21 protein-coding genes are annotated in these 20,941 nt (G+C 51.8%); 12 read left to right on the plus strand and 9 right to left on the minus strand.

All coding sequences use genetic code 11. The annotated features are described in order from the left end of the window. Nucleotide 1: 1 nt before the first annotated feature. Nucleotides 2-1,678 (plus strand): glycosyltransferase family 39 protein, encoded by a 1,677-nt coding sequence (locus H6F91_RS11555; RefSeq protein WP_190772292.1) that lies wholly within the window; start codon nt 2-4, stop codon nt 1,676-1,678. A gap of 315 nt (nt 1,679-1,993) precedes the next feature. Here the strand turns inward: H6F91_RS11555 and H6F91_RS11560 are convergent, their stop codons facing one another. Continuing rightward, entirely contained in the window at nt 1,994-2,527 is a 534-nt protein-coding gene (locus tag H6F91_RS11560) for a cyclic nucleotide-binding domain-containing protein (RefSeq protein WP_199307773.1), read from the minus strand. 390 nt (nt 2,528-2,917) lie between these two features. Here H6F91_RS11560 and H6F91_RS11565 point away from each other — a divergent pair, with 390 nt between their 5' ends. Genes H6F91_RS11565 through H6F91_RS11575 form a run of 3 tightly spaced genes read left to right on the plus strand, consistent with a single transcriptional unit; the run spans nt 2,918 to nt 5,239 of the window. Then, nucleotides 2,918-3,076, plus strand: a complete 159-nt coding sequence (locus H6F91_RS11565; RefSeq protein WP_190772293.1) for a hypothetical protein — start codon at nt 2,918-2,920, stop codon at nt 3,074-3,076. A gap of 40 nt (nt 3,077-3,116) precedes the next feature. Continuing rightward, entirely contained in the window at nt 3,117-3,695 is a 579-nt protein-coding gene (locus H6F91_RS11570) for a DUF3038 domain-containing protein (RefSeq protein WP_190772294.1), read from the plus strand. A 59-nt stretch (nt 3,696-3,754) separates the two neighbouring features. After that, nucleotides 3,755-5,239 (plus strand): DUF4335 domain-containing protein, encoded by a 1,485-nt coding sequence (locus H6F91_RS11575; RefSeq protein ID WP_190772295.1) that lies wholly within the window; start codon nt 3,755-3,757, stop codon nt 5,237-5,239. Nucleotides 5,240-5,495: 256 nt separating this feature from the next. On the opposite strand, the gene folB is transcribed toward H6F91_RS11575, so the two are convergent. Next, nucleotides 5,496-5,867, minus strand: coding sequence for a dihydroneopterin aldolase (gene folB, locus H6F91_RS11580; RefSeq protein WP_190772296.1), 372 nt, complete (start codon nt 5,865-5,867; stop codon nt 5,496-5,498). A gap of 110 nt (nt 5,868-5,977) precedes the next feature. Continuing rightward, on the minus strand, nt 5,978-7,297 hold the full coding sequence (locus H6F91_RS11585; protein ID WP_190772297.1) for a glutamate-5-semialdehyde dehydrogenase: 1,320 nt from the start codon (nt 7,295-7,297) through the stop codon (nt 5,978-5,980). Between the two features lie 241 nt (nt 7,298-7,538). Between H6F91_RS11585 and H6F91_RS11590 the strand changes: the two genes are divergently transcribed. The 5 genes from H6F91_RS11590 to hisG all read left to right on the plus strand — a co-directional run bounded on the left by H6F91_RS11590 (nt 7,539) and on the right by hisG (nt 11,610). Beyond that, nucleotides 7,539-8,201 carry a dienelactone hydrolase family protein gene (locus H6F91_RS11590; RefSeq protein WP_190772298.1) on the plus strand — a complete coding sequence of 221 codons (663 nt, stop codon included), beginning with the start codon at nt 7,539-7,541 and terminating at the stop codon, nt 8,199-8,201. 167 nt (nt 8,202-8,368) lie between these two features. Further along, the gene (locus tag H6F91_RS11595; RefSeq protein WP_190772299.1) at nt 8,369-8,569 is read left to right on the plus strand and encodes a hypothetical protein; all 201 of its coding nucleotides are present in this window, start codon (nt 8,369-8,371) and stop codon (nt 8,567-8,569) included. A gap of 46 nt (nt 8,570-8,615) precedes the next feature. Then, nucleotides 8,616-9,677: a uroporphyrinogen decarboxylase gene (gene hemE / locus H6F91_RS11600; protein ID WP_190772300.1), complete on the plus strand. Its 1,062-nt coding sequence runs from the start codon at nt 8,616-8,618 to the stop codon at nt 9,675-9,677. Nucleotides 9,678-9,936: 259 nt separating this feature from the next. Then, nucleotides 9,937-10,893 (plus strand): NAD(P)-dependent oxidoreductase, encoded by a 957-nt coding sequence (locus H6F91_RS11605; RefSeq protein WP_190772301.1) that lies wholly within the window; start codon nt 9,937-9,939, stop codon nt 10,891-10,893. 69 nt (nt 10,894-10,962) lie between these two features. Further along, nucleotides 10,963-11,610 (plus strand): ATP phosphoribosyltransferase, encoded by a 648-nt coding sequence (gene hisG / locus H6F91_RS11610; protein ID WP_190772302.1) that lies wholly within the window; start codon nt 10,963-10,965, stop codon nt 11,608-11,610. Between the two features lie 211 nt (nt 11,611-11,821). Here hisG and tgt read toward each other — a convergent pair whose 3' ends face one another. Together tgt and H6F91_RS11620 are read right to left on the minus strand one after the other, a co-directional pair. Then, nucleotides 11,822-13,075, minus strand: coding sequence for a tRNA guanosine(34) transglycosylase Tgt (tgt, locus tag H6F91_RS11615; RefSeq protein ID WP_190772303.1), 1,254 nt, complete (start codon nt 13,073-13,075; stop codon nt 11,822-11,824). A gap of 276 nt (nt 13,076-13,351) precedes the next feature. Further along, nucleotides 13,352-13,810, minus strand: coding sequence for a hypothetical protein (locus H6F91_RS11620; protein WP_190772304.1), 459 nt, complete (start codon nt 13,808-13,810; stop codon nt 13,352-13,354). 593 nt (nt 13,811-14,403) lie between these two features. Between H6F91_RS11620 and cobS the strand changes: the two genes are divergently transcribed. The 3 genes from cobS to H6F91_RS11635 all read left to right on the plus strand — a co-directional run bounded on the left by cobS (nt 14,404) and on the right by H6F91_RS11635 (nt 17,081). Continuing rightward, entirely contained in the window at nt 14,404-15,156 is a 753-nt protein-coding gene (gene cobS, locus H6F91_RS11625) for an adenosylcobinamide-GDP ribazoletransferase (RefSeq protein ID WP_190772305.1), read from the plus strand. 74 nt (nt 15,157-15,230) lie between these two features. Further along, nucleotides 15,231-15,623, plus strand: coding sequence for a ferredoxin (locus H6F91_RS11630; protein ID WP_190772306.1), 393 nt, complete (start codon nt 15,231-15,233; stop codon nt 15,621-15,623). Between the two features lie 807 nt (nt 15,624-16,430). Continuing rightward, complete coding sequence (locus H6F91_RS11635) at nt 16,431-17,081, plus strand: response regulator transcription factor (RefSeq protein ID WP_190772307.1); 651 nt, start codon at nt 16,431-16,433, stop codon at nt 17,079-17,081. Between the two features lie 113 nt (nt 17,082-17,194). Here the strand turns inward: H6F91_RS11635 and H6F91_RS11640 are convergent, their stop codons facing one another. The 4 genes from H6F91_RS11640 to H6F91_RS11655 all read right to left on the minus strand — a co-directional run bounded on the left by H6F91_RS11640 (nt 17,195) and on the right by H6F91_RS11655 (nt 20,804). Further along, a complete protein-coding gene (locus H6F91_RS11640) occupies nt 17,195-17,650 on the minus strand; it encodes a hypothetical protein (protein ID WP_190772308.1) in 456 nt (151 codons plus the stop codon). A 103-nt stretch (nt 17,651-17,753) separates the two neighbouring features. Next, entirely contained in the window at nt 17,754-18,509 is a 756-nt protein-coding gene (locus tag H6F91_RS11645; protein ID WP_190772309.1) for an AAA family ATPase, read from the minus strand. An 8-nt stretch (nt 18,510-18,517) separates the two neighbouring features. Then, the gene (locus H6F91_RS11650; protein WP_190772310.1) at nt 18,518-19,300 is read right to left on the minus strand and encodes a hypothetical protein; all 783 of its coding nucleotides are present in this window, start codon (nt 19,298-19,300) and stop codon (nt 18,518-18,520) included. Between the two features lies 1 nt (nt 19,301). Beyond that, nucleotides 19,302-20,804 carry a site-2 protease family protein gene (locus tag H6F91_RS11655; protein ID WP_190772311.1) on the minus strand — a complete coding sequence of 501 codons (1,503 nt, stop codon included), beginning with the start codon at nt 20,802-20,804 and terminating at the stop codon, nt 19,302-19,304. Nucleotides 20,805-20,941 lie beyond the last annotated feature (137 nt).

Below are 20,941 nucleotides of genomic sequence, written 5' to 3' on the forward strand. Positions count from 1 at the left end.
TATGCCTCGATTTGAGCCTTTAGCGATGCTGACTCCACGTTCATGGGGAGGCCGATTCCCGTTGTGGCGGCCGAGTCGGATGCTGACCCGCTTCTGGTTTGTGTTTCTGTTGGTGTTACTGCTGCTTGGCTTTGGGTTGCGGTGGGCGCAGCTTGATCAGCGCGTCTTCTGGGTCGATGAGGTGGCAACAGCTGTGCGCATTGGTGGCTACACCGAAGCGGAAGTGGTGGCGGAAGTTTCAGACGGCCACTTTCGAACTCCAGGCGATTTACGGCCGTACATTCAGGGGCCAAGCCCGCGCTCTGCCCAGGCTACGCTACAAGCCCTGGCTAACAGCCCCGAACATGCCCCCCTCTACTTTTTAATCGCGCGACAATGGACAGCACTGTTTGGCCGCAACCCTGAGTCATTACGTAGCCTTTCCGTGATTCTCAGCCTGCTTGCCTTACCAGCCGTGTATTGGTTGTGCTGGGAGTGGATGTGCTCCTCCCTGGCTGGGTGGCTGGCTGTAGGATTAATGGCCAGTTCGCCCTTGCTTATCGCCTACGCCCAAGAAGCCCGCCCCTACAGCCTTTGGGTTCTACTGCTGGTGCTCTCCGGAGGAATGTTGTTGCGATCGCTCAATACTGGCAAAGCCCATGATTGGTTCGGCTACAGCCTCAGCCTCAGCTTATGCCTTTATACGTCGCTGCTTTCAATACCGTTGGCGATCGCCCAGGGCATCTACCTTATTTGCCTGGAAAAGGGTCGTTTAACCCGTACTGTACGGAGGGGAGGATTAGCGATCGCTGCCAGCTTTGTCTCCTTTGGACCCTGGCTGTGGATTGTTGTATCGCGTTGGGACACGCTGCAAAGTAACACCGTCTGGATGCAACAGCCAATGGGATTGGTGGAGCGGATTGGTATTTGGATTTATACCCTCAGCATCCTGGTATTCGACACTCCGGTGGCTCCCCTTGGCACTCCCCTCTCAAATCTGCAAATTTGCACCTCTATTGTGATTCTGATTGCGTTTGCATGGGCGGCTATGGGTTTGGTGCGCAACACGTCCCCCCGCATTTGGGGCTTCGTGCTGGCTCTGGGCCTACCAACCCCACTGATGCTAATGCTGGCGGATCTATTGTTGGGCGGAAAACGCTCGACGGCCCCTCGCTACTGGATTCCCACCCATGTAGCACTGATTCTAATTGTGGCGGGATGGCTGGGTGTCCAAGCGGCCTACAAGTATTACCCAAAAGACTGGAACCGCCGGTGGCAGAAAATTGTTGCGGTGTTATTAGCGATCGCTCTCACCTGCTCTATTGGCAACCTGTGGCGGTCGCCTCGCTACCTCAAAACCCGAAACCTACACAATCCGGCGATCGCCACCCTCATCAACCAGGTGCCTCGCCCCCGAGTGTTGGCCGAGCCAACCGAGGTGTATGACTTAATTTCACTCACTCAGTTTCTAAAGCCAGAAGTAGAAATTCAGGTGGGAGAGGGCGATCGCCTGCTTCAACAACTACGCCCCTGTCAACTCGATACCTTTGTCCTCAATCCCTCTCCAACGCTAATGGAGCAATTCTCCAGCCGTCCTGGAGCATTACAGGAAGCCTATGTTCCTTCTCGTCTCACGGCCGACGAAATGGCTCTGACTCTTTGGCGTATCGTTCCACCCAATACTTGCTCACCAAACTAAAATTGACCTAATCAACCTCAGTTCGGGATAAGCTGAAGTGCCCATTTTGGTGTGCGAAGCGCACTCAAAAACGTCCTTAACCCGAACTTAGGTTACAGCGCTTTGCGCTTGAGTCAGCCACGGTTATTTTTGTGAGAGCCGCGCGGAGTGCGGCTCTCACAAAAATAACCAGATTTTAAGTGTTTGAAAAGCGCTGTAATCAATTTGCAAGGCTATAGGATTTCTCCTATAGCCTTGTGATCTTTGAGGGCAAGTATCGCCCTTAAGAGTTGGACTGAAAAACTTTCTGTGAGGCTTTTGACCTACGAAAGCTCTTTAAGACTGGACAAACTCAGGTTCTTGCAATAGGCGCTCAAAGCGAGTTTGGGCAAGCATCAATTGCCCATCTACATGACAGGCTGCACGAGCCTCAGAAGCCGCATGGCTTTCCTCACTTAACTGGCGTGTCGTACCCCGCAATCGCTGAGATAGAAGAATCGCTAACGCTCGGTAGAAACGGCTGGCAAACCCTTCATCTTGCTGTAGCTTTGCAGCCAGTTTTGCACGTGGCACTGCCAGTACTAACGAATCTTCCAGAGTTTGCACGGTCGCGGATGGAGGGTAAGCATCGATAAACGACATTTCACCAACCACCTCCCCACTGTCTAGTTTCGCGATTTGTCGCTCCATAGCAGAGATGGATACGACCAGTGCGCCCTCTAGCAAAATATAGAGTGTATTAACGGGTTGGCCTTCTCGAATGAGCGTACTGCCTGCTGCAACGGGAGTTTTCTTACCCACCTGCACCAGCCAATCTACGTCGCGATCGCTCAATTCGCTCAGAATATAAAGAACCTTTTCCATTTCCATGGTTTAGATGTCCAGTATGAATGCTTACAGGCGTACCGCTTCGACGCACCCACCGGATGTTGCCATCCAGAAGTTACCAAGAACAAAACTTAAGGCAGATCCCACAATCTCCCACTTTGTATAATGTTTTCTTTGACCACCGCTTTAATTCGTTACCAAGTTTACAGAGGTTTTATTAATTACTCGAAGTCAGTGAAGGTTCTGTGACTGGCCCTCGTTGGGTGGCTCAAATCAGGAAGGAGGGCGATCGCCCTTTCCAATTCGTATTTACCCACCCGATCTCCTGACTTGCGCCTTGTACTACACAAGGGCTATTCATATGAGTTGCATTGGCCTTGTGCGCCTTCGTTCTTTGGAGGGCTTTGACTCTAACCACTTTAGGAAGTGTCAATGGGATTTAGCCCAAAACCGGCTCATCCTTGCTTAAATGCAGGTAAACCTAACCGTCCTGAAATCAATCGGGTTTGTCAGGACGATCTTGAGGTCTGTGGCTTGATTTCTCTACATTTTCCGGTGCTGGACGACTTCAAGCTGTTTCAAGTCTTGTAACCCAAACGTCGGTTTGATCGTTTCGTCTTACTTTAGAGCTATGCCCTCTACCGCCAAAGCCCCAACCTCTCATCCCGCCTGGGATAATCTGAGCCTCACCTATCAACCTGATGTGGCTCAGCTAGATAACATCAAGGCCCATCTGGATCTGGTGTTGTTATCTCTGGAAGCCCTGACCGGCCTAGGATCTGAAGCAATGCTTCAGGCTGCGGAAGCCCTCGATTTAACCGATCGCGTCGGCGATCGCGTTTCCCTCTGGCGGCTCCGCCAGGCCAGCCCCCTGCGGAAGGGCCAGGGCCGCAAGCGCATGGATGTAGAGGAAGCACGAGCTCTGGTGATGATCATCTGCCATTTGGCAAACCAGCACCAGGAGTTGGTGCGACGTGGGGTAACTCTGTTAGAACAACTAACCGAGCAAAACCGCCCCCCCCATGAAGCGGCCCTTCTGGGCGATTACCTGGATAATTTCAATAACATGTACGAGGAGCGCATGGAGGATGAGGCCAATCCCAATCAACTCTCCTACCTGGCCCTCAAGTTGTTGATTGATCTGCTGTTCTACAGTGCGCCAAATGGTACTCGCCGTTTATGGGTGTCCCTGATGGAACGCGCTAAATAACAACCACCTGCAACGACCCCCTTGCTTGTTGACGCCTGATTACGCACCCCTAAACCCCAATGCCTACTTCCGTCCTTCGCCGATATACCCCACCCACTTGCACCCTGGAAGTGCGGGCCAACCAGTCTTCCCTATCTCGGTGGGCTGACCAGACAGTATTGAGAGATGTGCGGTTTAACCTCCATCTAGATGACCCTCAGCGGCCTGATGCGCGTGTGGTACAGATATCGGGCGATCGCAACCAATTGGAAGCCCTGGGCGATGTGGTCAGCCGCTACGTGCAGAACTTGCTGGATTCGGACGTTGATACGACGGATTCTGCCCTGCTTCGGTTGACCCCTCAATCCCCTCGACTACTTGAGCGAAATTTAGAGGTACTTCCCCTGGGTGCTGAACGGTCTACAGCGACAAACGGTTCACCCATTGCGCTCCACACACCAGTAGCCGCAGCCGAAAGCGGGATTTTTATCGAACCCCGAGGTTTACTGGCCCACGACCTTCATCTGGGAACCTTATCCACTCCAGAATCGGGAGATGTCGTTCGCCTCAGTGCTGTTCAACTGTTTGATCTGGCTAACGCATTAGACGATTACTCTGCTGAGATGTTGGCCTTACCGAGCCAGCAACGCGCTGTTTCCAGCACCCGACGATGGGCCAGCATGGCGGCGATGTTGGTATTAGCCATTGGTGCTACTGGCGGCATCACTAAATTTGTCATGGATGTTTCGGCCCCAGCCCCTACCCAGGTAGCTCAGGAGTCTGCGCCCGAAAATGTTGCGGTTCAATCCGTGCCAACCACGCCTCCACCCGCAGCAGGTGCGCCTCTCCCCGTGCCCGGCGCAACCCCCCAACCCAATGGCTTGTCCCAAACTACGAAGGTTCCCCCTGGGGCACCTCCAGGGTCAGTGCAACCCGGGTTCCCTTTCCCTGTACCGCCTCCCCAGGGGAATACAGCCCCCCGTGGGCAAGGGGCCCCTGTTCCTCCTGGGGCTGTTGCAGTGCAGCCCGCACCAACCAGAGTGCCACAATCACCCCAAATCATTCCTGGTGGAGGGGCCAGTACTACTCAAGGTGCCAATGTGCCTTCTAACCCAACCGTGCGCCAAGCTCCACCCGAAACTTTCTCCACCAGTGAGGCACCTAGCATCAGCGCGGCGAGGCAAGCGGATCCTGAAGCGGCGGCTGGAGATACGGCAGCGATCGCCCCGCCACCTACGGCCCGCAATCGCCCTACCACTGATTTGAGCCGCGCTGGGGTAGAAATTCCACAAACCAATGAGGTTCAGAGTTACTTCCAGGAGCGCTGGCAGCCCCCTGAGAACCTGGGCGAAACCCTGGAGTATCGCCTAACGTTAGGGGCTGATGGAAGCGTGGAGCAGATTACTCCTCTGGGAGACGCAGCTGGGGTTTATATCGATCGCACGAATATGCCTTTGCTAGGCGACAACTTCGTCAGCCCACTAGCTCCCTATCAACGTGCTATGGTGCGGGTTATCCTGGCTCCTGATGGCCGCGTCCAAACCTTCCTGGAAGAGGTGAATTAACCTCATCACCTATAGCGGAAACAGCAGTGAAACTTATCGTTTCACTGCTGTTTTTAACGTCAGTTCGGGATAAGCCGAACCGCCCATTATTGCGTGCGCGACGCGCACGCAATAATGGGCTTTTTCGAGTGCCTGTTTTCGAGTGCTGCGCGTTGCGCGGCACTCGAAAACGCCCTTAATCCAAACTCAGGTTATTAAAGATGTGCCTAATGCTCTATGGCCTGCCTAAGCAGGACGTAGAACATTAGGCACATCTTCACAGGGAATTGGAACGGGTACGAGTAATGTCCACAGTGACGCTGCCCATGAAATTGGGGATGGCTGGACGCTCCTTGGTCAGGCATACCTGCACCTGTTCCACCAGATTGGATTGGAGAACATGATCGGCGATCGCCCCTGCCATTCGCTCAATCAGCTTAAATTTCATCGTTTGGATCAGGGTCTGGATTTCCTGAGCGACGACGCTGTAGTCATAGGTATGGGTAATCTCATCCGTCTGAGCTGGCCGCGTCAGGTCGAGCCAAACGGTGAGATTCACCGAGAACCACTGGCCGAGGGTCTGTTCTTCCGGGTACAGACCGACGTAGCCATAGGCACGAATGTTCGTGATATGAAGGCAATCAGCCATTTAGCGTTCCTCAAAACAGCTCCGGCAGAAATACTGGCATTCCAACCCGACACTGGATGTTTGAGGAACACCCAGTGTCCAGTTCTTTTGCTACTTAACCAATCAAAAGATTACAGATCGCGATGGGTAAAGGGGCGAGCATCTGGGCCGGAGTAGGTCGTAGACACATGGCCTTCCCCGGTAAGCCAGTACTTGTAAGTCACCAAACCCTCCATTCCAACGGGGCCACGGGGCGGCATTTTCTGGGTGCTGATGCCGACCTCTGCGCCAAAGCCGTAGCGGAATCCGTCAGCAAAGCGGGTGGAACAATTATGGAACACTCCCGCTGCATCCACTTGGTTCATGAAGGTGAGGGCGACCTGCTCATCCTGAGTCACAATGCCATCCGTATGACGGGAACCGTAGGTGTTGATGTGGGCGATCGCTTCATCCACCGATTCCACTTGCTTAATCGCCAAAATCAGATCGCTATACTCCGTCTTCCAGTCCTCATCGGTCACCTGCTGAATTGTGATGCCGTGAGTTGCTAACAGGTGTTGCGTTTCAGCATCCCCCCGCAGTTCTACAGCCCGCGTCTGAAGAGCATCGGCTAATTTTGGCAGCAGTTGAGGTGCAATGTCCCGATGCACTAGCAGGGTTTCGATCGTGTTACAGGCCGAGGGATAGCTGGTTTTTGCATCGATGGTGAGGGCGATCGCCATCTCCATATCCGCGGCTCGATCGATATACAGGTGGCAAATCCCATCGGCATGGCCCAGTACGGGAATCTTCGTGTTCTGTTGCACAAAGCGCACAAACACGTTGGAGCCGCGAGGAATGATCAAATCTACATACTGATCCAGGTTCAGAAGGGACATGGTTTCCTCCCGAGTGGTTAGCAGCCGCACCACCGCCGGGTCAATGCCTATGGATGTTAATCCTGCATGAATCGCTTGGGTCAGAGCTTCGCAGGAACGGATCGCTTCCCGCCCCCCTTTCAGAATCACGCCGTTGCCCGACTTCACAGCCAGAGTTGCAATTTGCACCAAGGCATCGGGCCGCGACTCAAAGATCACGCCTAAAACTCCCAGCGGACAGGTGATCCGTTTCATCAGCAAGCCATTATCCAGCTCTCGATGAATCTGCACTCGGCCTAACGGATCAGGCAGCTTGGCAACATCGCGAACTCCAGCGATCGCCCCCGACAATTTCTCCGCATCCAATTTCAGACGACCATACAGTGCCTTCGCCAACCCTTCGGCTTCCGCAATCCGTCGATCTTCTTCGTTGGCAGCGATGATTTCTGCTGCATGCGCTTCGAGAGATTGGGCGATCGCCTCCACAGCCTGATTGCGCTCTGCCTCTGGCAGCACCGCCAGATGCCGCGCCGCCTCACGGGTCGCTTTCGCCTGGACAGTCAAATCAGGGGTAGAAATCGGTGTTGCAGTCATGGCTTAACGGAGTTACTTGAAACCTAATCCCATTCTAAAGGGGATACTCCCAAGAACTATCAGGTAGTGTTCTAGACAGATGGATGGGATGAGGTGGAAGGGGCACTTCGTGTCCCTTCCACCTCATCCCATCCATCTATTTGAAACATGACCACGGAACGATGAGGCAACAAATTGAAAATTCCCTTATCGTAGTCAACGGCTATAAATTAACGTTTCGCAATACAACACAAGGGAATCTATGGGAACGGACATTCAAGGCATCGGCTATCTGGCAACTCCAGCCTCAGGTTCAGGGCCTGGAATTATTGTGTTGCAAGAATGGTGGGGTTTAGTGCCACATATTAAAAACCTGGCCGATCGGTTTGCAGAAGCGGGATATGTGGCGATCGCCCCCGACCTCTACGACGGTACCCAAACCACCAGCCCCGACGAAGCTGGACGATTACTGATGGCTCTCAACATCGACCAGACGGCCCAGAAACTCCTGAAAACCGTTGAATACTTGCTGAATCATGATGCCGTCACCTCTGACACCATCGGCGTCGTAGGCTTCTGCATGGGAGGACAACTCGCACTATTAGCAGGCACCCTCAGCCCCAACATTGGTGCCGTTGTAGACTTCTACGGCATTCATCCCAACGTCAAGCCCGACTTCTCCAAGCTTCAAGGCCCTGTATTGGGCTTCTTTGGAGAACAAGATGACCTGGTCACCTCCGAGGCCGTCAGCCAGCTCGAGGCCGCCATTCGCGCAGCTGACCGCACCCTCGAAACCCACATCTACCCCAATTCCGGCCACGCCTTCTTCAACGACACCCGTCCCGAAGCCTACAACCCTACTGCCGCCACCGATGCCTGGCAGAAAACCCTCGCCTTCTTCAGCCAAAACCTAGCCACAGCCTAAAACGCTTCCTAATAAGGCTCTAAAAGCCTTCGTTGAAGAAGGCACAGAAACCTGCTTCAAAACCCAAGCCATGCGAAGCGGCCTAACAACATCTCTACAAAACCTCCTTGCCGAGGGGGGCTGGGGGACGGGCAGCCGTCCCTCAGCCTGGGGGTTTGGGGGACGGCGTGCCCCCAAACCAAGTCCCTGCTCAGCAACAAAACCTCAAACAATCACCACCTCAGCTACACAACGCTCTACAAAGCTCCTTAACCGAACCTGCGACTACATCGTCTGGGATCAGCCGGGATCGGTTCGGGATGGATCCAGTGAAGTTTTATAAAGAATCGCCTGGGGTGGGCACTGGAAGGGCGATCGCCGAGTGGTAAGCTAACAGTTGCATTACAAACACTGCTTAGCAATCACGGAGTTGAAATGACCGAATCGACTCAGATTCCCTATTTGTTGCGTGCTGCCCGGGGTGAAGTGTTGGATCGGCCCCCCGTGTGGATGATGCGTCAGGCCGGACGCTATATGAAGGCTTACCGGGATCTGCGCGATAAGTATCCCTCCTTCCGGGAACGGTCTGAAACCGTGGATGTTGCGGTCGAAATTTCTCTGCAACCCTGGCGTGCCTTCCGTCCCGACGGCGTCATCCTCTTTTCCGACATTCTGACTCCCCTTCCGGGCATCGGCATCCCCTTCGACATCATCGAAAGCCGCGGGCCCATCATCGACACCCCTATCCGCACTCAGGAACAGGTAGACGCCATTAATCCCCTAGATCCGGAAGCCAGCCTTCCCTTCGTGGGCGAAATCCTCCGTACCCTGCGTCACGAAGTGGGCAATGAAGCTGCCGTTCTGGGCTTCGTCGGTGCCCCCTGGACCCTAGCCGCTTACGCCATCGAAGGTAAAGGCTCCAAGGACTACAGCATCATCAAAGGCATGGCCTTCTCAGAACCTACCATCCTGCACCAGTTCCTCAGCAAGATTGCAGACTCTATTGCCACCTACGTTGGCTACCAGATCGAGAATGGCGCTCAGGTCGTACAAATGTTTGACTCCTGGGCCGGCCACTTGAGCCCGATGGATTACGACATCTTCGCCCTGCCCTACCAGCAACAAGTCGTGCGCCAGGTGAAGGCCAAGTATCCCGATGTACCGATGATTCTTTATATCAGCGGTAGCGCCGGTGTACTGGAGCGCATGGGTCAGTCTGGTGTGGACATCGTCAGCGTTGACTGGACAGTCGATATGGCTGATGCTCGTCGTCGTCTTGGCCCCAACGTTGGAGTACAGGGCAACATCGACCCCGGCATCCTGTTTGGCTCAAAGGCGCTGATTCGCGATCGCATCATCGACACCATTCGCAAAGCCGGAAATCGCGGTCACATCCTCAACCTGGGTCACGGCATTTTGCCCAAGACCCCCGAGGAAAACGCAGCATTCTTCTTCGAAACAGCAAAACAGGCGGATCAACTCCTGGCAACAGCGTAAACCAGTGTTATGGCACGTGTTCGTCACATGTCATAACACCCTGCCATCATTGAGGATGCATCATCGGGTTGGATTGATCGTTATGGGAGGTTAGAACTCCTTTCACAACCTATAATCAATCCAGCCCGAAATTTTCTCTTTACTGACCGAAACCCTTCATCCAAAGGGAACTATACTGCTGCGGGAGATCTTCTATACAGGAGATTTCGCGCATTCGTGTTGCTATTTTCATTCGCCAGTTTTTTCACTTCCCTTGCCCATGACTGCCAAACGTATCTTCGTGACGGGGGCTAGCGGCTGCATCGGCCATTACATTGTCGATGCTTTGATTCAGCAGACCTCCCACGAACTGTTCCTATTGGTACGGAATCCGGATAAGTTCAAGTTGAATACTGAGGCACGCCCAGGTATTCATCTCTTGCAGGGGGATATGTATCAGATTGAAAAGTTCAGCAAGCTGCTCAAGACCATAGATGTAGCGGTGCTGACAGCAGCGGCTTGGGGTGGTCCTCAAGAAACCTACGACATTAATGTCACCAAAACCATTCGGTTAATGAACTTGCTGGACCCCGATGTGTGTGAGCAAGTGCTCTACTTCTCAACTGCCAGCATTTTAGGGCGGGACAACCAGCCCCTCAAGGAAGCCGGGCAGTTAGGCACCGACTATATCCGTTCCAAGTTCACCTGCCATCAGCGGTTAAGCAAACTGGCGATCGCTCCCCAAATCACGACCCTTTTTCCCACCCTGGTTTTTGGTGGCGATCAGAACAAGCCAATGTCCCACCTCACAGGTGGGCTGCCCGATGTGCTGAAGTGGATTGGGCTGATTCGATTTTTTAAGCTAGACGGTAGTTTCCATTTCCTGCACAGCCGCGACATTGCTCAGGTGGTGGTTCACTTAGTCGATCATCCGCTTGGGGAGAGCGATCGCCGTGAGCTGGTGCTGGGTAACCCGCCCCTAACGGTGAATCAAGCGATCGAGGAAATCTGCAAGTATCTGCAACAGCAAATCTACTTCCGGATTCCCCTGGTCTTACCCTTAGCGAACTTCTTTATCCGGGTCTTTCGGATCCAGATGGCGGCATGGGATCGCTTCTGTATGACGTATCGCCATTTTACCCACCAACACTACGTCAATCCTACGACCTATGGGGCCGTTCCCTATTGTGCTACCCTCAGCGACATCTTAAAAGTGAGTGGCGTCGAAGCCCGGTAAAGTTAGAGAAGGCCCCGGCTTGATGAGCTCGTATGCCTGGGGTCAACAGAAATTACTGAGTGATATTGCATGATTACCGTTGCACTGCCCAAGGGCAGCCTATTGAAGGACAGCATTCGCCTCCTACAAGAAGTGGGATTGGACTTTAGTGATTTTCTAGACTCCTCTAATCGGCAGCTAGAAATTTGGGACAAGAGCCATCGCGCAAAAGCATTATTGGTTCGCAACTACGATGTACCCGTGTATGTGGAGTACGGCCAGGCTCAGCTGGGCTTCATTGGCTACGACGTTTTGCGGGAGAAACAGCCCCGAGTTGCTCATTTAGCGGATCTTGGCTTTGGGCACTGTCGCATGTCCATTGCAGTCAAGGCATCCAGTCCTTACCGCTCTGCCCTGGATCTCCCCCCCCACTGCCGGGTGGCCTCTAAGTTTGTTCACTGTGCTCACGACTATTTCCAAAGCCTGGATCTCCCGGTGCAGGTTGTCCCCCTGTACGGTTCTGTTGAGTTAGGGCCCATTACAGGCATGTCAGAAGCCATCGTGGACTTGGTGGCCACAGGCCGCACCCTGAAAGAGAACAACCTGATCGAAATCGAAACCCTCTTTGAAAGCACCGCTCGCCTGATTGCCCATCCCCTCAGCTACCGCCTCAACGGTGATGGATTAAAGGATGTCATTGATCAACTGCGAGAAACAGCAAGCACTGCAACGGTTTAGCGTTAGCCAGGTAGCACGCCAGATGAAGCTTTGCGATCGAACGTTGATGAGCTGTGGCAGGGGTGGTTTTGTCGTCACCTGAACCCATGCTAGTAATCAGCGGCTTAAGTTTGCCTATGTTTAGAGGAGGGTACAAAGTACCCTCCTCTAAACATTAGTATTGCGATCGCTAACTATCATCACTGAACGCTATTTCGCCACTAGGTTCATTTCAGGGGTAGGGCTCTGCTAAACCCGCTTCTACACCTTTTTCTGTCAGCAATTCTTCTTGAGGTTCGAGCCAATGGCCAAATTCGTCGAGGAACCGATCGCCCAGTATCGCCTCACGAATCCGCGCCGTGAACTGCACCAACTCCGTGATGTTATGAATGGAAATGAGGCTAAAAGCCAGTAGCTCACGGGCATGAATTAAGTGACTTAAATAGGCCCGACTAAAGTTTTTACAGGTATAGCAGGGACACTGGTCATCCAGAGGAGTAAAGTCCTCCCGAAAGCGATTGTTTTTCAAGTTCCAGCGATCGCCCCGCACCAATGCCGCTCCATGCCGAGCCAATCGAGTCGGAATCACACAATCAAACATATCGACTCCGGCAGCAATAGCTTGCACCATTTCCCGATACGTACCCACTCCCATTAAGTAGCGGGGTTTGTTAAGGGGAAGTAGAGGGGTTGTAACCTGTACAATTTTTTGGATGAGATGGCCTGGTTCGCCAACGCTGACGCCGCCAATAGCAAAGCCATGCATGTCGAGTTGGGCGATCGCCGCTGCCGCTTCCTGGCGTAGATCCGGGTAAACCCCTCCTTGCACAATAGGAAACAGAGCTTGGTCGGGACGTTGATGAGCTTCGATGCAACGCTTCAGCCATCGATACGTGCGATCGGTGGCCTGTTTAACAGCCTCCCAATCTGCAGGATATGGCGGGCATTCGTCAAAGGCCATGATCACATCGGCCCCCAGAGCATTTTGCACCTGAATAGATTTTTCTGGGGTGAACTTGATCATCTGCCCATCCCGAGGCGAGCGAAATGTGACCCCCTCATCGGTGATGGTGCGCATTTCACTCAAGCTAAAAACCTGAAACCCGCCCGAGTCCGTCAGAATTGGCCCATCCCATGCCATGAATTTATGTAGCCCACCCGCCTTCTGCACAATCCCCTCGCCCGGCTGCAGATGCAAATGGTAGGTATTGGACAGGATCATCTGTGCCCCCGTCGCCTTCAGTTGCTCAGGGCTGAGAGTTTTGACGTTGGCCAGAGTGCCCACCGGCATAAAGCGCGGCGTTTCCAAAATGCCATGGGGAGTTTTAAAGGTGGCCGCCCGCGCTGCGGTGTGGGAACAACGGGTCTGTACCTGAAAGGAAAAATAAGAAGCGTCCAAAAGTGTCACCAAAAATCCATCGCTCAGAGGGCTATTGTAGATCAGCCATGGATTAACCCATAGCGATCCACCGCCACTCTTCTCCATTATTCATGGGAGTCGACCTAACTAAAGTATTGCTATTCAGTTGCAGCAACAGATAGGGCCTATCGCTACAACTGAATAGCAATACTTCAGTTGCAGAATCATGATATGCAGTAATGGGCCACACTATTGCATATCATGATTCTGCAACTGGATTTAATACAGATGGAACAAAACTATAAAGCTACAAGTGGCCCGTACTTGCAGTACGAACCACTCACAGTTAAAGCTTGTTACTACGATTTTCTGGTGCGCTACCTGCACTAAAAATCGGTTGGGTTAGAAGGAAAAATTCTCTTCATCGTCAATCCGCATGTCCCAGCTAGCCGAGAGAACCTCCGCTACGACAGCTTCGAGGGCTGCGGCATTGAGGCGACGAGCGTTTTGCTCTTCAAGAGGATTGGTCAGAGGAATCAGGCGTAACTGGCGTCCCTCTTGGATCAGGTCGAAGCAAGGATAGCCCTCTTGCGTATAGCCTAGCTCCAAATAATCGAAGCTATATACATTCAAATACAGAGTGCGATTGGCCACCAGGGTTGAGCGATGGGGGTCAGCGAACACCTCCATAACATACCCCTCATCCTCGCTGTGCAAATGGCTGTCTTGAGTGTAGCCGTAACGAACTCGGCTCAAATCAGACAATAGCCGTTGCATATCTTGCTTGCTTGCAATGATGCCGGTATCCACCAAGCACGGGGCAGGCAACGCGGTGTTTCCGGAAAGTTGGTCTGGATTCATAGAACTCACAAAACCTACAGCCCTAGCGAACCTCGGAGATTGAGCAGCGGCGGGTACCGCAACTCAGGGTCACCCTCTATACAACGAAACAAATCGGTCTTGAACAGGATAACAATACAAATTTTGTTAAACCTGTTAGAGATCAAGAACGGATGGGTAGCCTAACGATGAGATCTTGTAGCCATTGCCAGGTAAACTGCCTGATAGCTACAAAAGCAGAGGGCCAAATACCAGATAGCTGGACAAATTTGTATCCTATGCAGCGATCTTAACTCACCCGTCGAGGTTCTCCTGGCTTGAACGAAAGATAAATCCCAAAAGTTTAGAAAACCCTAAAAATTGAAAATGGGATGGTAGAAATCGTATCTTTCGATTATGGCGGCTATTGGCCAGGACGAATTCCGTATTGTGGCTGAATCTCCTGACTAAAATTTGTGCTAGCGAGAGAAGTGATCGCGTGTAATTTCCTACAAACCCATATATAGCAAAGTTTTGAAAATTTCATAAAGAACACGGAGGGGGCTGAGAAGCACCTCCTCTGTGTTTTTGTCTTAACCTGAATGGTTATGAATGAAATAGACAGGGTTGAATGAATGGTGCGTTTGGTACAGCAGGGATTAGCAGCGATCGCCTTCTATACGGTATTGCCCGTCCCTCTATCTTGGGCTCCTGAGTTTCAGGTGGTTTCGCGATTTGCTCCCCTGGTGGGGTTGCTGATTGCTGGGCTCTTGAGTCTAGTTGACTTTGGGCTGCGATGGGTAGCCATGCCCGATTTAATGCGAGCCGTCGTCCTGGTTCTACTATGGGTAGCCATTACGGGAGGGCTGCATCTGGACGGAGCGATGGACTCAGCCGATGGGCTAGCGGTTCTCGATCCACAGCGGCGACTGGAGGTTATGGCTGACAGCCGCACCGGGGCCTTTGGGGTGATGGCAGCGATCGCCCTCCTCGCGCTGAAAATTGCGGCCATCGCTACCCTTCAGCACCCGTTGAGTTGGATGCTACTGCTGGCAACCGGATGGGGGCGTTGGGGACAACAGGTTGCAATCGCCTGCTATCCGTACCTGAAACCTGATGGTAAAGGAGCATTTCATAAAACAGCCATTCCCTCCTGGACAGGAACCCTTCCGGGGTTCCTGCTCATGCTAGGGATAGCCCTTGGGTCCCTTGTTTGGAACTCGTCAGCTACAGCACCTTGGCTTGTGCCGGGTTTGGGAGGTGGGGCGATCGCCCTTCTAAGCGCAGTCTGGTTTAACCGTCGGTTAGGGGGGCATACGGGCGATACCTATGGAGCCGTCGTGGAATGGACAGAGGCGCTAACCCTGGTGTTAGGTACGCTACCCTAAAAAGTGGGCCACGTTGATGGAGAGATGACCATCAGGCGTTTGCAGCTCGTCCCCCTGATTTGTGCTGGATCTGTATGAGTCAACCTATTCAAGAGTCTTTGGTAACCACAGCCCGAAATTTAGGCATCCCTGCCATTCAACGGCATATTTTTCTGTGTGCTGACACCACGGTTCCTAAATGCTGTGACAAAGAAACGGGTTTAGTCGCTTGGGACTATCTCAAAAAGCGGCTTAAGGAGTTAGGGCTGGATGCTCCGACAGAAGCTCGCTCTAGCTGTACCTTTCGCACCAAAGCGAATTGCCTGCGAGTTTGCCAACAGGGGCCAATCCTGGTGGTATACCCCGACGGAGTGTGGTACCACAGCGCAACACCTGAGGTTATTGAGCGGATTATTCAAGAACATGTACTTGGCAATCAAATCGTTCAGGAGTATGCCTTCGTAGTGCATCCTCTCCCAACCACCTAGCGAGGGCAAAATCAGGACTTGGGTTTTACACATAGCGTTTCTGGGCTGATAAAGCCAAAGGATGTGAGACAAAATTCACATGCGCGCACTTCACTATTACTAAGCGGCGAAAATCAATTTTCCTTGAATAGGACAGGTAGAACCTGACACACCTGACAAATTTGGTGGTGAAACTGGATTCTGCTGTCGCTTTATAGTTGCCGCTAATTTGCTTAAGAATTAAGAAAGAAAGCAGCACTTCCGGTTATTTCTTCCTTTACCTGTAATCATACTGACGAGTGCTGTTTGAACTTTCTGAAGAATTTTGTAGAACACTTTTTGAAAGCTTTACACCATAGCCATTGTCTAGGAGGCGCCACTAAATTGTGGAGAAATCTTAGAGGCATGCTTTCAGAAATGAGGGCATAAGTTGCTGGTTTTATTGATTTACACTTGTTTCTGAAACTAAAACCATAGATTTTAGGTCTACAAACAAGCCCTTTAAGTGATGTCAAAAACCCTCTAATCCTTTGTACTGAAGCGATTAGTCCATTTTCGAAGTGAGGCACTATAATTTAGCGAGAAGTCGAGCCGATAGTTAATATGCTTCTCGCGCATCTACTCTGAAAGTTCTGGGTATCATAGATGCAGGAATAGGTTACAAGAAGAAGTGGCCAATGACTTTTCTGCTCCTGAATCAACAGGGCGTATTAGTCGTCAGCAAACTGGCCTTTTCTTCCGTGTGGGCGGCTTCTTCGGCGTCCATTCCACCAGAAAATACGACAGTTCCAGGTTTGTCTTGGATATAGGCATGGCGAGTATAGAAGTATGACGAAAGAAGGCGGCACAGGGGAGCAAAAACGTCTCCTCCTCATTGACGATGACCCTAACCTGATTTTGCTGGTTAAAGATTATCTCGAGTTTCGGGGCTATCAGGTCGATACGGCTGAGAATGGGCAGGAGGCTCTGGACTTACTCCAGGGAGAAACTCCAGACATGATTATTTGTGACGTAATGATGCCGCAAATGGATGGGTACTCCTTTGTCGAACATGTTCGCAAAGATCCCCGTACCAGTTGGATTCCAGTTTTGTTCTTATCCGCCAAGGGACAGAGCCAGGACCGGGTAAAAGGGCTCAATATCGGGGCTGATGTTTATATGGTCAAGCCCTTCGAACCGGAAGAATTGGTGGCTCAAGTCGAGTCTTCTCTCAAGCAGGCTTCCCGCTTGATTCAACGGCAAGACAAAGGCATGGATTCGGCTCCTAAGATTCAAGTCCCCTTCGACGTGGAGCTTACACCGACTGAACTACGAGTCGTACAATATGTGGCCCGCGGTATGGCAAATCGTGAAATTGCCGAAGAGTTAAATGTAAGCCAACGGACGATTGAAAGCCACGTTAGCAATATGTTGGGCAAAACGGGTTTGCACAATCGAACGGAGCTAGCTCGATGGGCGATCGAAAATAGCATGGCTTAGATGCCGTTTGAAGAGTCTGAATTAAAAGGGACACAGCAATGCTGTGTCCCTTTTAATTCATTCATGATGAGATAGATAAACCCATGGCAATTGACGCTGAGGGTGAGATAGCCTCATTCAGGAGGCGTTTTGCAAAGGTTGATCCAGCCTTTTTGGAGGGCAAGATCCAGAAGGAGAGCAGCGATCGCAAACAACAAAATCCCTTCCCCAACCCATACCGCCAGCACTATCCAGGCGATTTCTCCCTGCCAGCCCATGTCTCCTAACCCTAAACCCCTCACCAGGGTAAAGGCCATTACAGTCCCCGACTTCAGTTGAAAATTTTTGATGTCTTGCCGAACGGTGTAGCGATAGGTAACCCCAAACAAAAATCCACATAAGCTAACTTCCAGCCAATGTGCCAGGGCTAAGGGATGATTACTCAATGCAAAGCTGAAGGGATTAGAATGCCCCAGGGCTGACAAAAGTATTGATAGAGCCAGGATGATCCCCATTACGGGAAGCGTCGCACTTGCCCCTAACAAACCTGCCTTCAAAGATTCAACCCGTTCTAATTGCCGCCCGTCCATACGTTTTAGGATCACCGATAAAATTTTTAAGGGAGGGGCGGCCTCGCTGCCCCCCTCAAAAATTACAGGCTATTCAATACGTACTCCCTAATATCTGAATTCTTTACCTTTCGGACATCAGGAATAGCTGCCGCACTACTTCCCGGTAGGGTTGTACAAGTCGCCACTCACGAGTGAATTGATGGATAGGTTTCCCTACCATATTGGACTCTGGGAAGCGAACGGACTTGGGTACTGGGTCGAATACCCGAATACCTTCGAATTGCGATCGCAAAATTTTCATCACATCCTGGGTGATGGTGGTATGAACCTCTGCCATGGTAGGCAGCACCCCCAAAATTTCCAGGTCAGGGTTTAACCGCTGCTGCACCGTGTCGATGGTCTCCATCAACCCCTGGAGGCCCTTCAGGGCGAAAAATTGGCATTGTACAGGTACGAGCAATGCGTCGGCAGCTGACAAAGCATTCAAGGTCAATAATCCCAGGCTGGGAGGGCAGTCAATGACAATTTGTTCAAACTGCTCCAGGTAGGGATCCAAAGCTTTCTTGAGGCTATGTAACCGATTGGGCTGCTGTTGTAATTCTTTTTCGATTTTTGCCAGAGCAATACCTCCTGGAAGAAGAGTAATACCAGAGGCGGTTGTCACCGTGGCATCTTCCAGGGGAACCTTCCCCACCAGTACTTCATAGGCCGTCGGTTGCCCATCAGCCAACTCGACCCCCAAACCTGTGGTGAGGTTACCCTGAGGGTCTAGATCGATCGCCAAACAGGAGCCTTCTTCTGCAAGAAGCCCTGCGATCGCAATGGTAGATGTAGTTTTGGCAACGCCTCCCTTTTGGTTTGCGATCGCAGTAATCATGAGACAAATCAACCAGATTTTTCCGTCGGGCTAACCGGTTGCCGCCATGGTTCTAAAAAACTGGAACCACTAATGACGGCCCAGAGCAGCCATCCCGCCATTAAAACCCCTCCCAGGGCCATCATAAGCGAAATGAACTGAGACACTGCCTCTGAGGATACCAGAGAAGGTTGAACTGGTTTCGTAATTGGGCGAGAGCGATGACGAACTGCCGTCGTGGAGCGAGCGGAAGTAGAGACGATGCGGGATGCGCTCGTCTGGGGCTGGGTGATGATTCCAGAAGCGACCGTGGCCCTCATTTGTTGAAGTTTTTGGCTCACTGAAATGGGTCGTTGGCCACTGCGACACCACTGAATAAGAGATGGGGCATCAATGGCACAAAAGTTATTTGACGGAATTTCGTAAACCTTTTGCAACAGCCCTCGGTCATTCGTGGCCAGTACTGTCAGGTAGCTTGAGTGACTGAGTGACAACGCATAGGCACAGCGAGCAGCGGCCAGCGCAATACGAGCCCGTTTGGTAAGGGCTTGGGCCGCCGCCGTCAAACTGGGGTGATGGGCTGTGGCCTCTGTGATTTTCCAGGTACTAGTGGGATAGAAGTGATGAAAGGCTCGGGCCAGCGACTCCAGATCAGGATCTGGAGTGCGCCCATAGAGAAATTTCATCTCTTCGTAGACAGACTGTGGAATATGGACTTCACCAATCCGAGAAAATTCAAGCCATTCCCGATTGGTGCCCGCTGATAGGGCGCTAATATCCAAAACAACGAGCACAGGGGGATTGAACGACATTTTAGCCTCCGATACCAAGCCGACCTGATAGGCCCGGGGTGAGTGGGAGCAATGTTGCTGCCATCAAAAACAATGCTAAAAGCGCAAAAGCAGCCCTGGCATCATCAGGTTCGGTTAATTCGTTTAATGCTGGGCGTTCGAGATCCCGTTGCAAAAATAGAATGACAATAGCCCAGTACAACGCTAGTGGATTGACCAGAGAGGCAACCCCTAAAATAATCAAGGTTGCGGCAGTGGTGCGCCCCGCTACTTTACGACCGTAGATGGCCTGAACGATACGTCCTCCATCTAACTGACCGGCAGGCATCAGGTTAATGGCATTAATGATCAAGCCGAGCCATCCCACCACGACTAATGGATGTACTTCAATGTAAGGCTGCTGAACTGCTTCTCCAAGGATAATTCGAGCCATTGTACCGACGAGAATTGAACCTTGAAAAAATTCTGATTGCAATGGGAACAAACTACCCGTTTGTATACCACCCTGATGTGATAATGATAATCCGATTATCAGAAAGATGAAGGCTAATAAGCCACCTGCCGCTGGTCCCGCCAGGGAAATATCAAACAACACATTACGGTTAGGCAAAAGCGACTCAAACCGGACAAGGGAACCTAAAGACCCTAACTGCCAGGCTGGAAGGAAGAAGGGTGGGCTAAGGCGGACCTGGTAACGCCGTGCCACCCAGCGATGGGCAACTTCATGGACTGCCAGGATGCTTAATAGCCCTCCACCGATTGCTAGAGTTTCTGGAATCCGCGCGACCTCTGTACTGAGGTCAAACCCTAAAAGAATACCCGCTGCTTCCAAGCAGGTTGCCAGGGTTGCCAGAGCCAATACCAGCGCAAATAGCTTTTGGGTCAGGGTTGTGGGCTTGGGATCATTCTGGCTAGGCAAAATCACAACAGTCGGCCGCTCCGTTGGATCATTCAGCAAGAACAGGCGATAGCGATCGCCCATACGCTCTTCTAAGCGAGCCGATAAGGATTGATGGGTCTCGGCTGCGTCTCCCCGCAAATTGCCTTTGAAGATAGCCCCATCCATATAAGGAATAGTTTCGATAGCGAAAAAGGTATCAACCCCGAAAATTTCTTTAATCTTTTGTAGATCTTCTGCTGGAATTTTCTCAACGGCTAGCGTTGGTTTAACGACATCAGACGTAGGAGAAGGAGCCTCTGAGGAGCTAATTACCTCTGTTTGCCCACTGGGTTCCTCTGAAGCAACTGCTGACGGACGACGAAAAGCTGAGGCATCTTGCCCCAAGGCTCGCAGCTGGTTACCTAAGTAAATATAGGCAACTGTCGATAGCACCAGAATTACCAAAATAGCTGCCAAGTTAATGAAAATACCCAGGCTGAACAGGCTAAAGACTAAAAGCCAGGGAGCCATCAGTACAACCGACTGCAGCCAGGCCAATAGCCCAGGCTTGCCATAGGGGCGAGCACGATTGAATCCCCATACCAATACACCGAGCGCAACCAGCAAAATCAGAATAATTATCATCACTCAAGCAATATTTTTACAAAACTTTACAGGTTATCAGGAGAATTTTCCCTTCTTAGAAAAACGAAGGGATTTTCCCTGGTAAAAGATCTGCATTGTTGTTGCATTATATGGAGTCTTGCAACTCTTCCCATCAC

This window comes from Leptolyngbya sp. FACHB-8 (assembly GCF_014695575.1).
Classification (GTDB): Bacteria; Cyanobacteriota; Cyanobacteriia; order Elainellales; family Elainellaceae; genus Vacuolonema.

Coding starts and splice junctions, on each gene's coding strand:
- H6F91_RS11555 (WP_190772292.1), top strand. CDS start 2: ATGCCTCGATTTGAGCCTTTAGCGATGCTGACTCCACGTTCATGGGGA.
- H6F91_RS11560 (WP_199307773.1), bottom strand. CDS start 2,527: ATGGAAATGGAAAAGGTTCTTTATATTCTGAGCGAATTGAGCGATCGC.
- H6F91_RS11565 (WP_190772293.1), top strand. CDS start 2,918: ATGGGATTTAGCCCAAAACCGGCTCATCCTTGCTTAAATGCAGGTAAA.
- H6F91_RS11570 (WP_190772294.1), top strand. CDS start 3,117: ATGCCCTCTACCGCCAAAGCCCCAACCTCTCATCCCGCCTGGGATAAT.
- H6F91_RS11575 (WP_190772295.1), top strand. CDS start 3,755: ATGCCTACTTCCGTCCTTCGCCGATATACCCCACCCACTTGCACCCTG.
- folB (WP_190772296.1), bottom strand. CDS start 5,867: ATGGCTGATTGCCTTCATATCACGAACATTCGTGCCTATGGCTACGTC.
- H6F91_RS11585 (WP_190772297.1), bottom strand. CDS start 7,297: ATGACTGCAACACCGATTTCTACCCCTGATTTGACTGTCCAGGCGAAA.
- H6F91_RS11590 (WP_190772298.1), top strand. CDS start 7,539: ATGGGAACGGACATTCAAGGCATCGGCTATCTGGCAACTCCAGCCTCA.
- hemE (WP_190772300.1), top strand. CDS start 8,616: ATGACCGAATCGACTCAGATTCCCTATTTGTTGCGTGCTGCCCGGGGT.
- H6F91_RS11605 (WP_190772301.1), top strand. CDS start 9,937: ATGACTGCCAAACGTATCTTCGTGACGGGGGCTAGCGGCTGCATCGGC.
- hisG (WP_190772302.1), top strand. CDS start 10,963: ATGATTACCGTTGCACTGCCCAAGGGCAGCCTATTGAAGGACAGCATT.
- tgt (WP_190772303.1), bottom strand. CDS start 13,075: ATGGAGAAGAGTGGCGGTGGATCGCTATGGGTTAATCCATGGCTGATC.
- H6F91_RS11620 (WP_190772304.1), bottom strand. CDS start 13,810: ATGAATCCAGACCAACTTTCCGGAAACACCGCGTTGCCTGCCCCGTGC.
- cobS (WP_190772305.1), top strand. CDS start 14,404: ATGGTGCGTTTGGTACAGCAGGGATTAGCAGCGATCGCCTTCTATACG.
- H6F91_RS11630 (WP_190772306.1), top strand. CDS start 15,231: ATGAGTCAACCTATTCAAGAGTCTTTGGTAACCACAGCCCGAAATTTA.
- H6F91_RS11635 (WP_190772307.1), top strand. CDS start 16,431: ATGACGAAAGAAGGCGGCACAGGGGAGCAAAAACGTCTCCTCCTCATT.
- H6F91_RS11640 (WP_190772308.1), bottom strand. CDS start 17,650: ATGGACGGGCGGCAATTAGAACGGGTTGAATCTTTGAAGGCAGGTTTG.
- H6F91_RS11645 (WP_190772309.1), bottom strand. CDS start 18,509: ATGATTACTGCGATCGCAAACCAAAAGGGAGGCGTTGCCAAAACTACA.
- H6F91_RS11650 (WP_190772310.1), bottom strand. CDS start 19,300: ATGTCGTTCAATCCCCCTGTGCTCGTTGTTTTGGATATTAGCGCCCTA.
- H6F91_RS11655 (WP_190772311.1), bottom strand. CDS start 20,804: ATGATAATTATTCTGATTTTGCTGGTTGCGCTCGGTGTATTGGTATGG.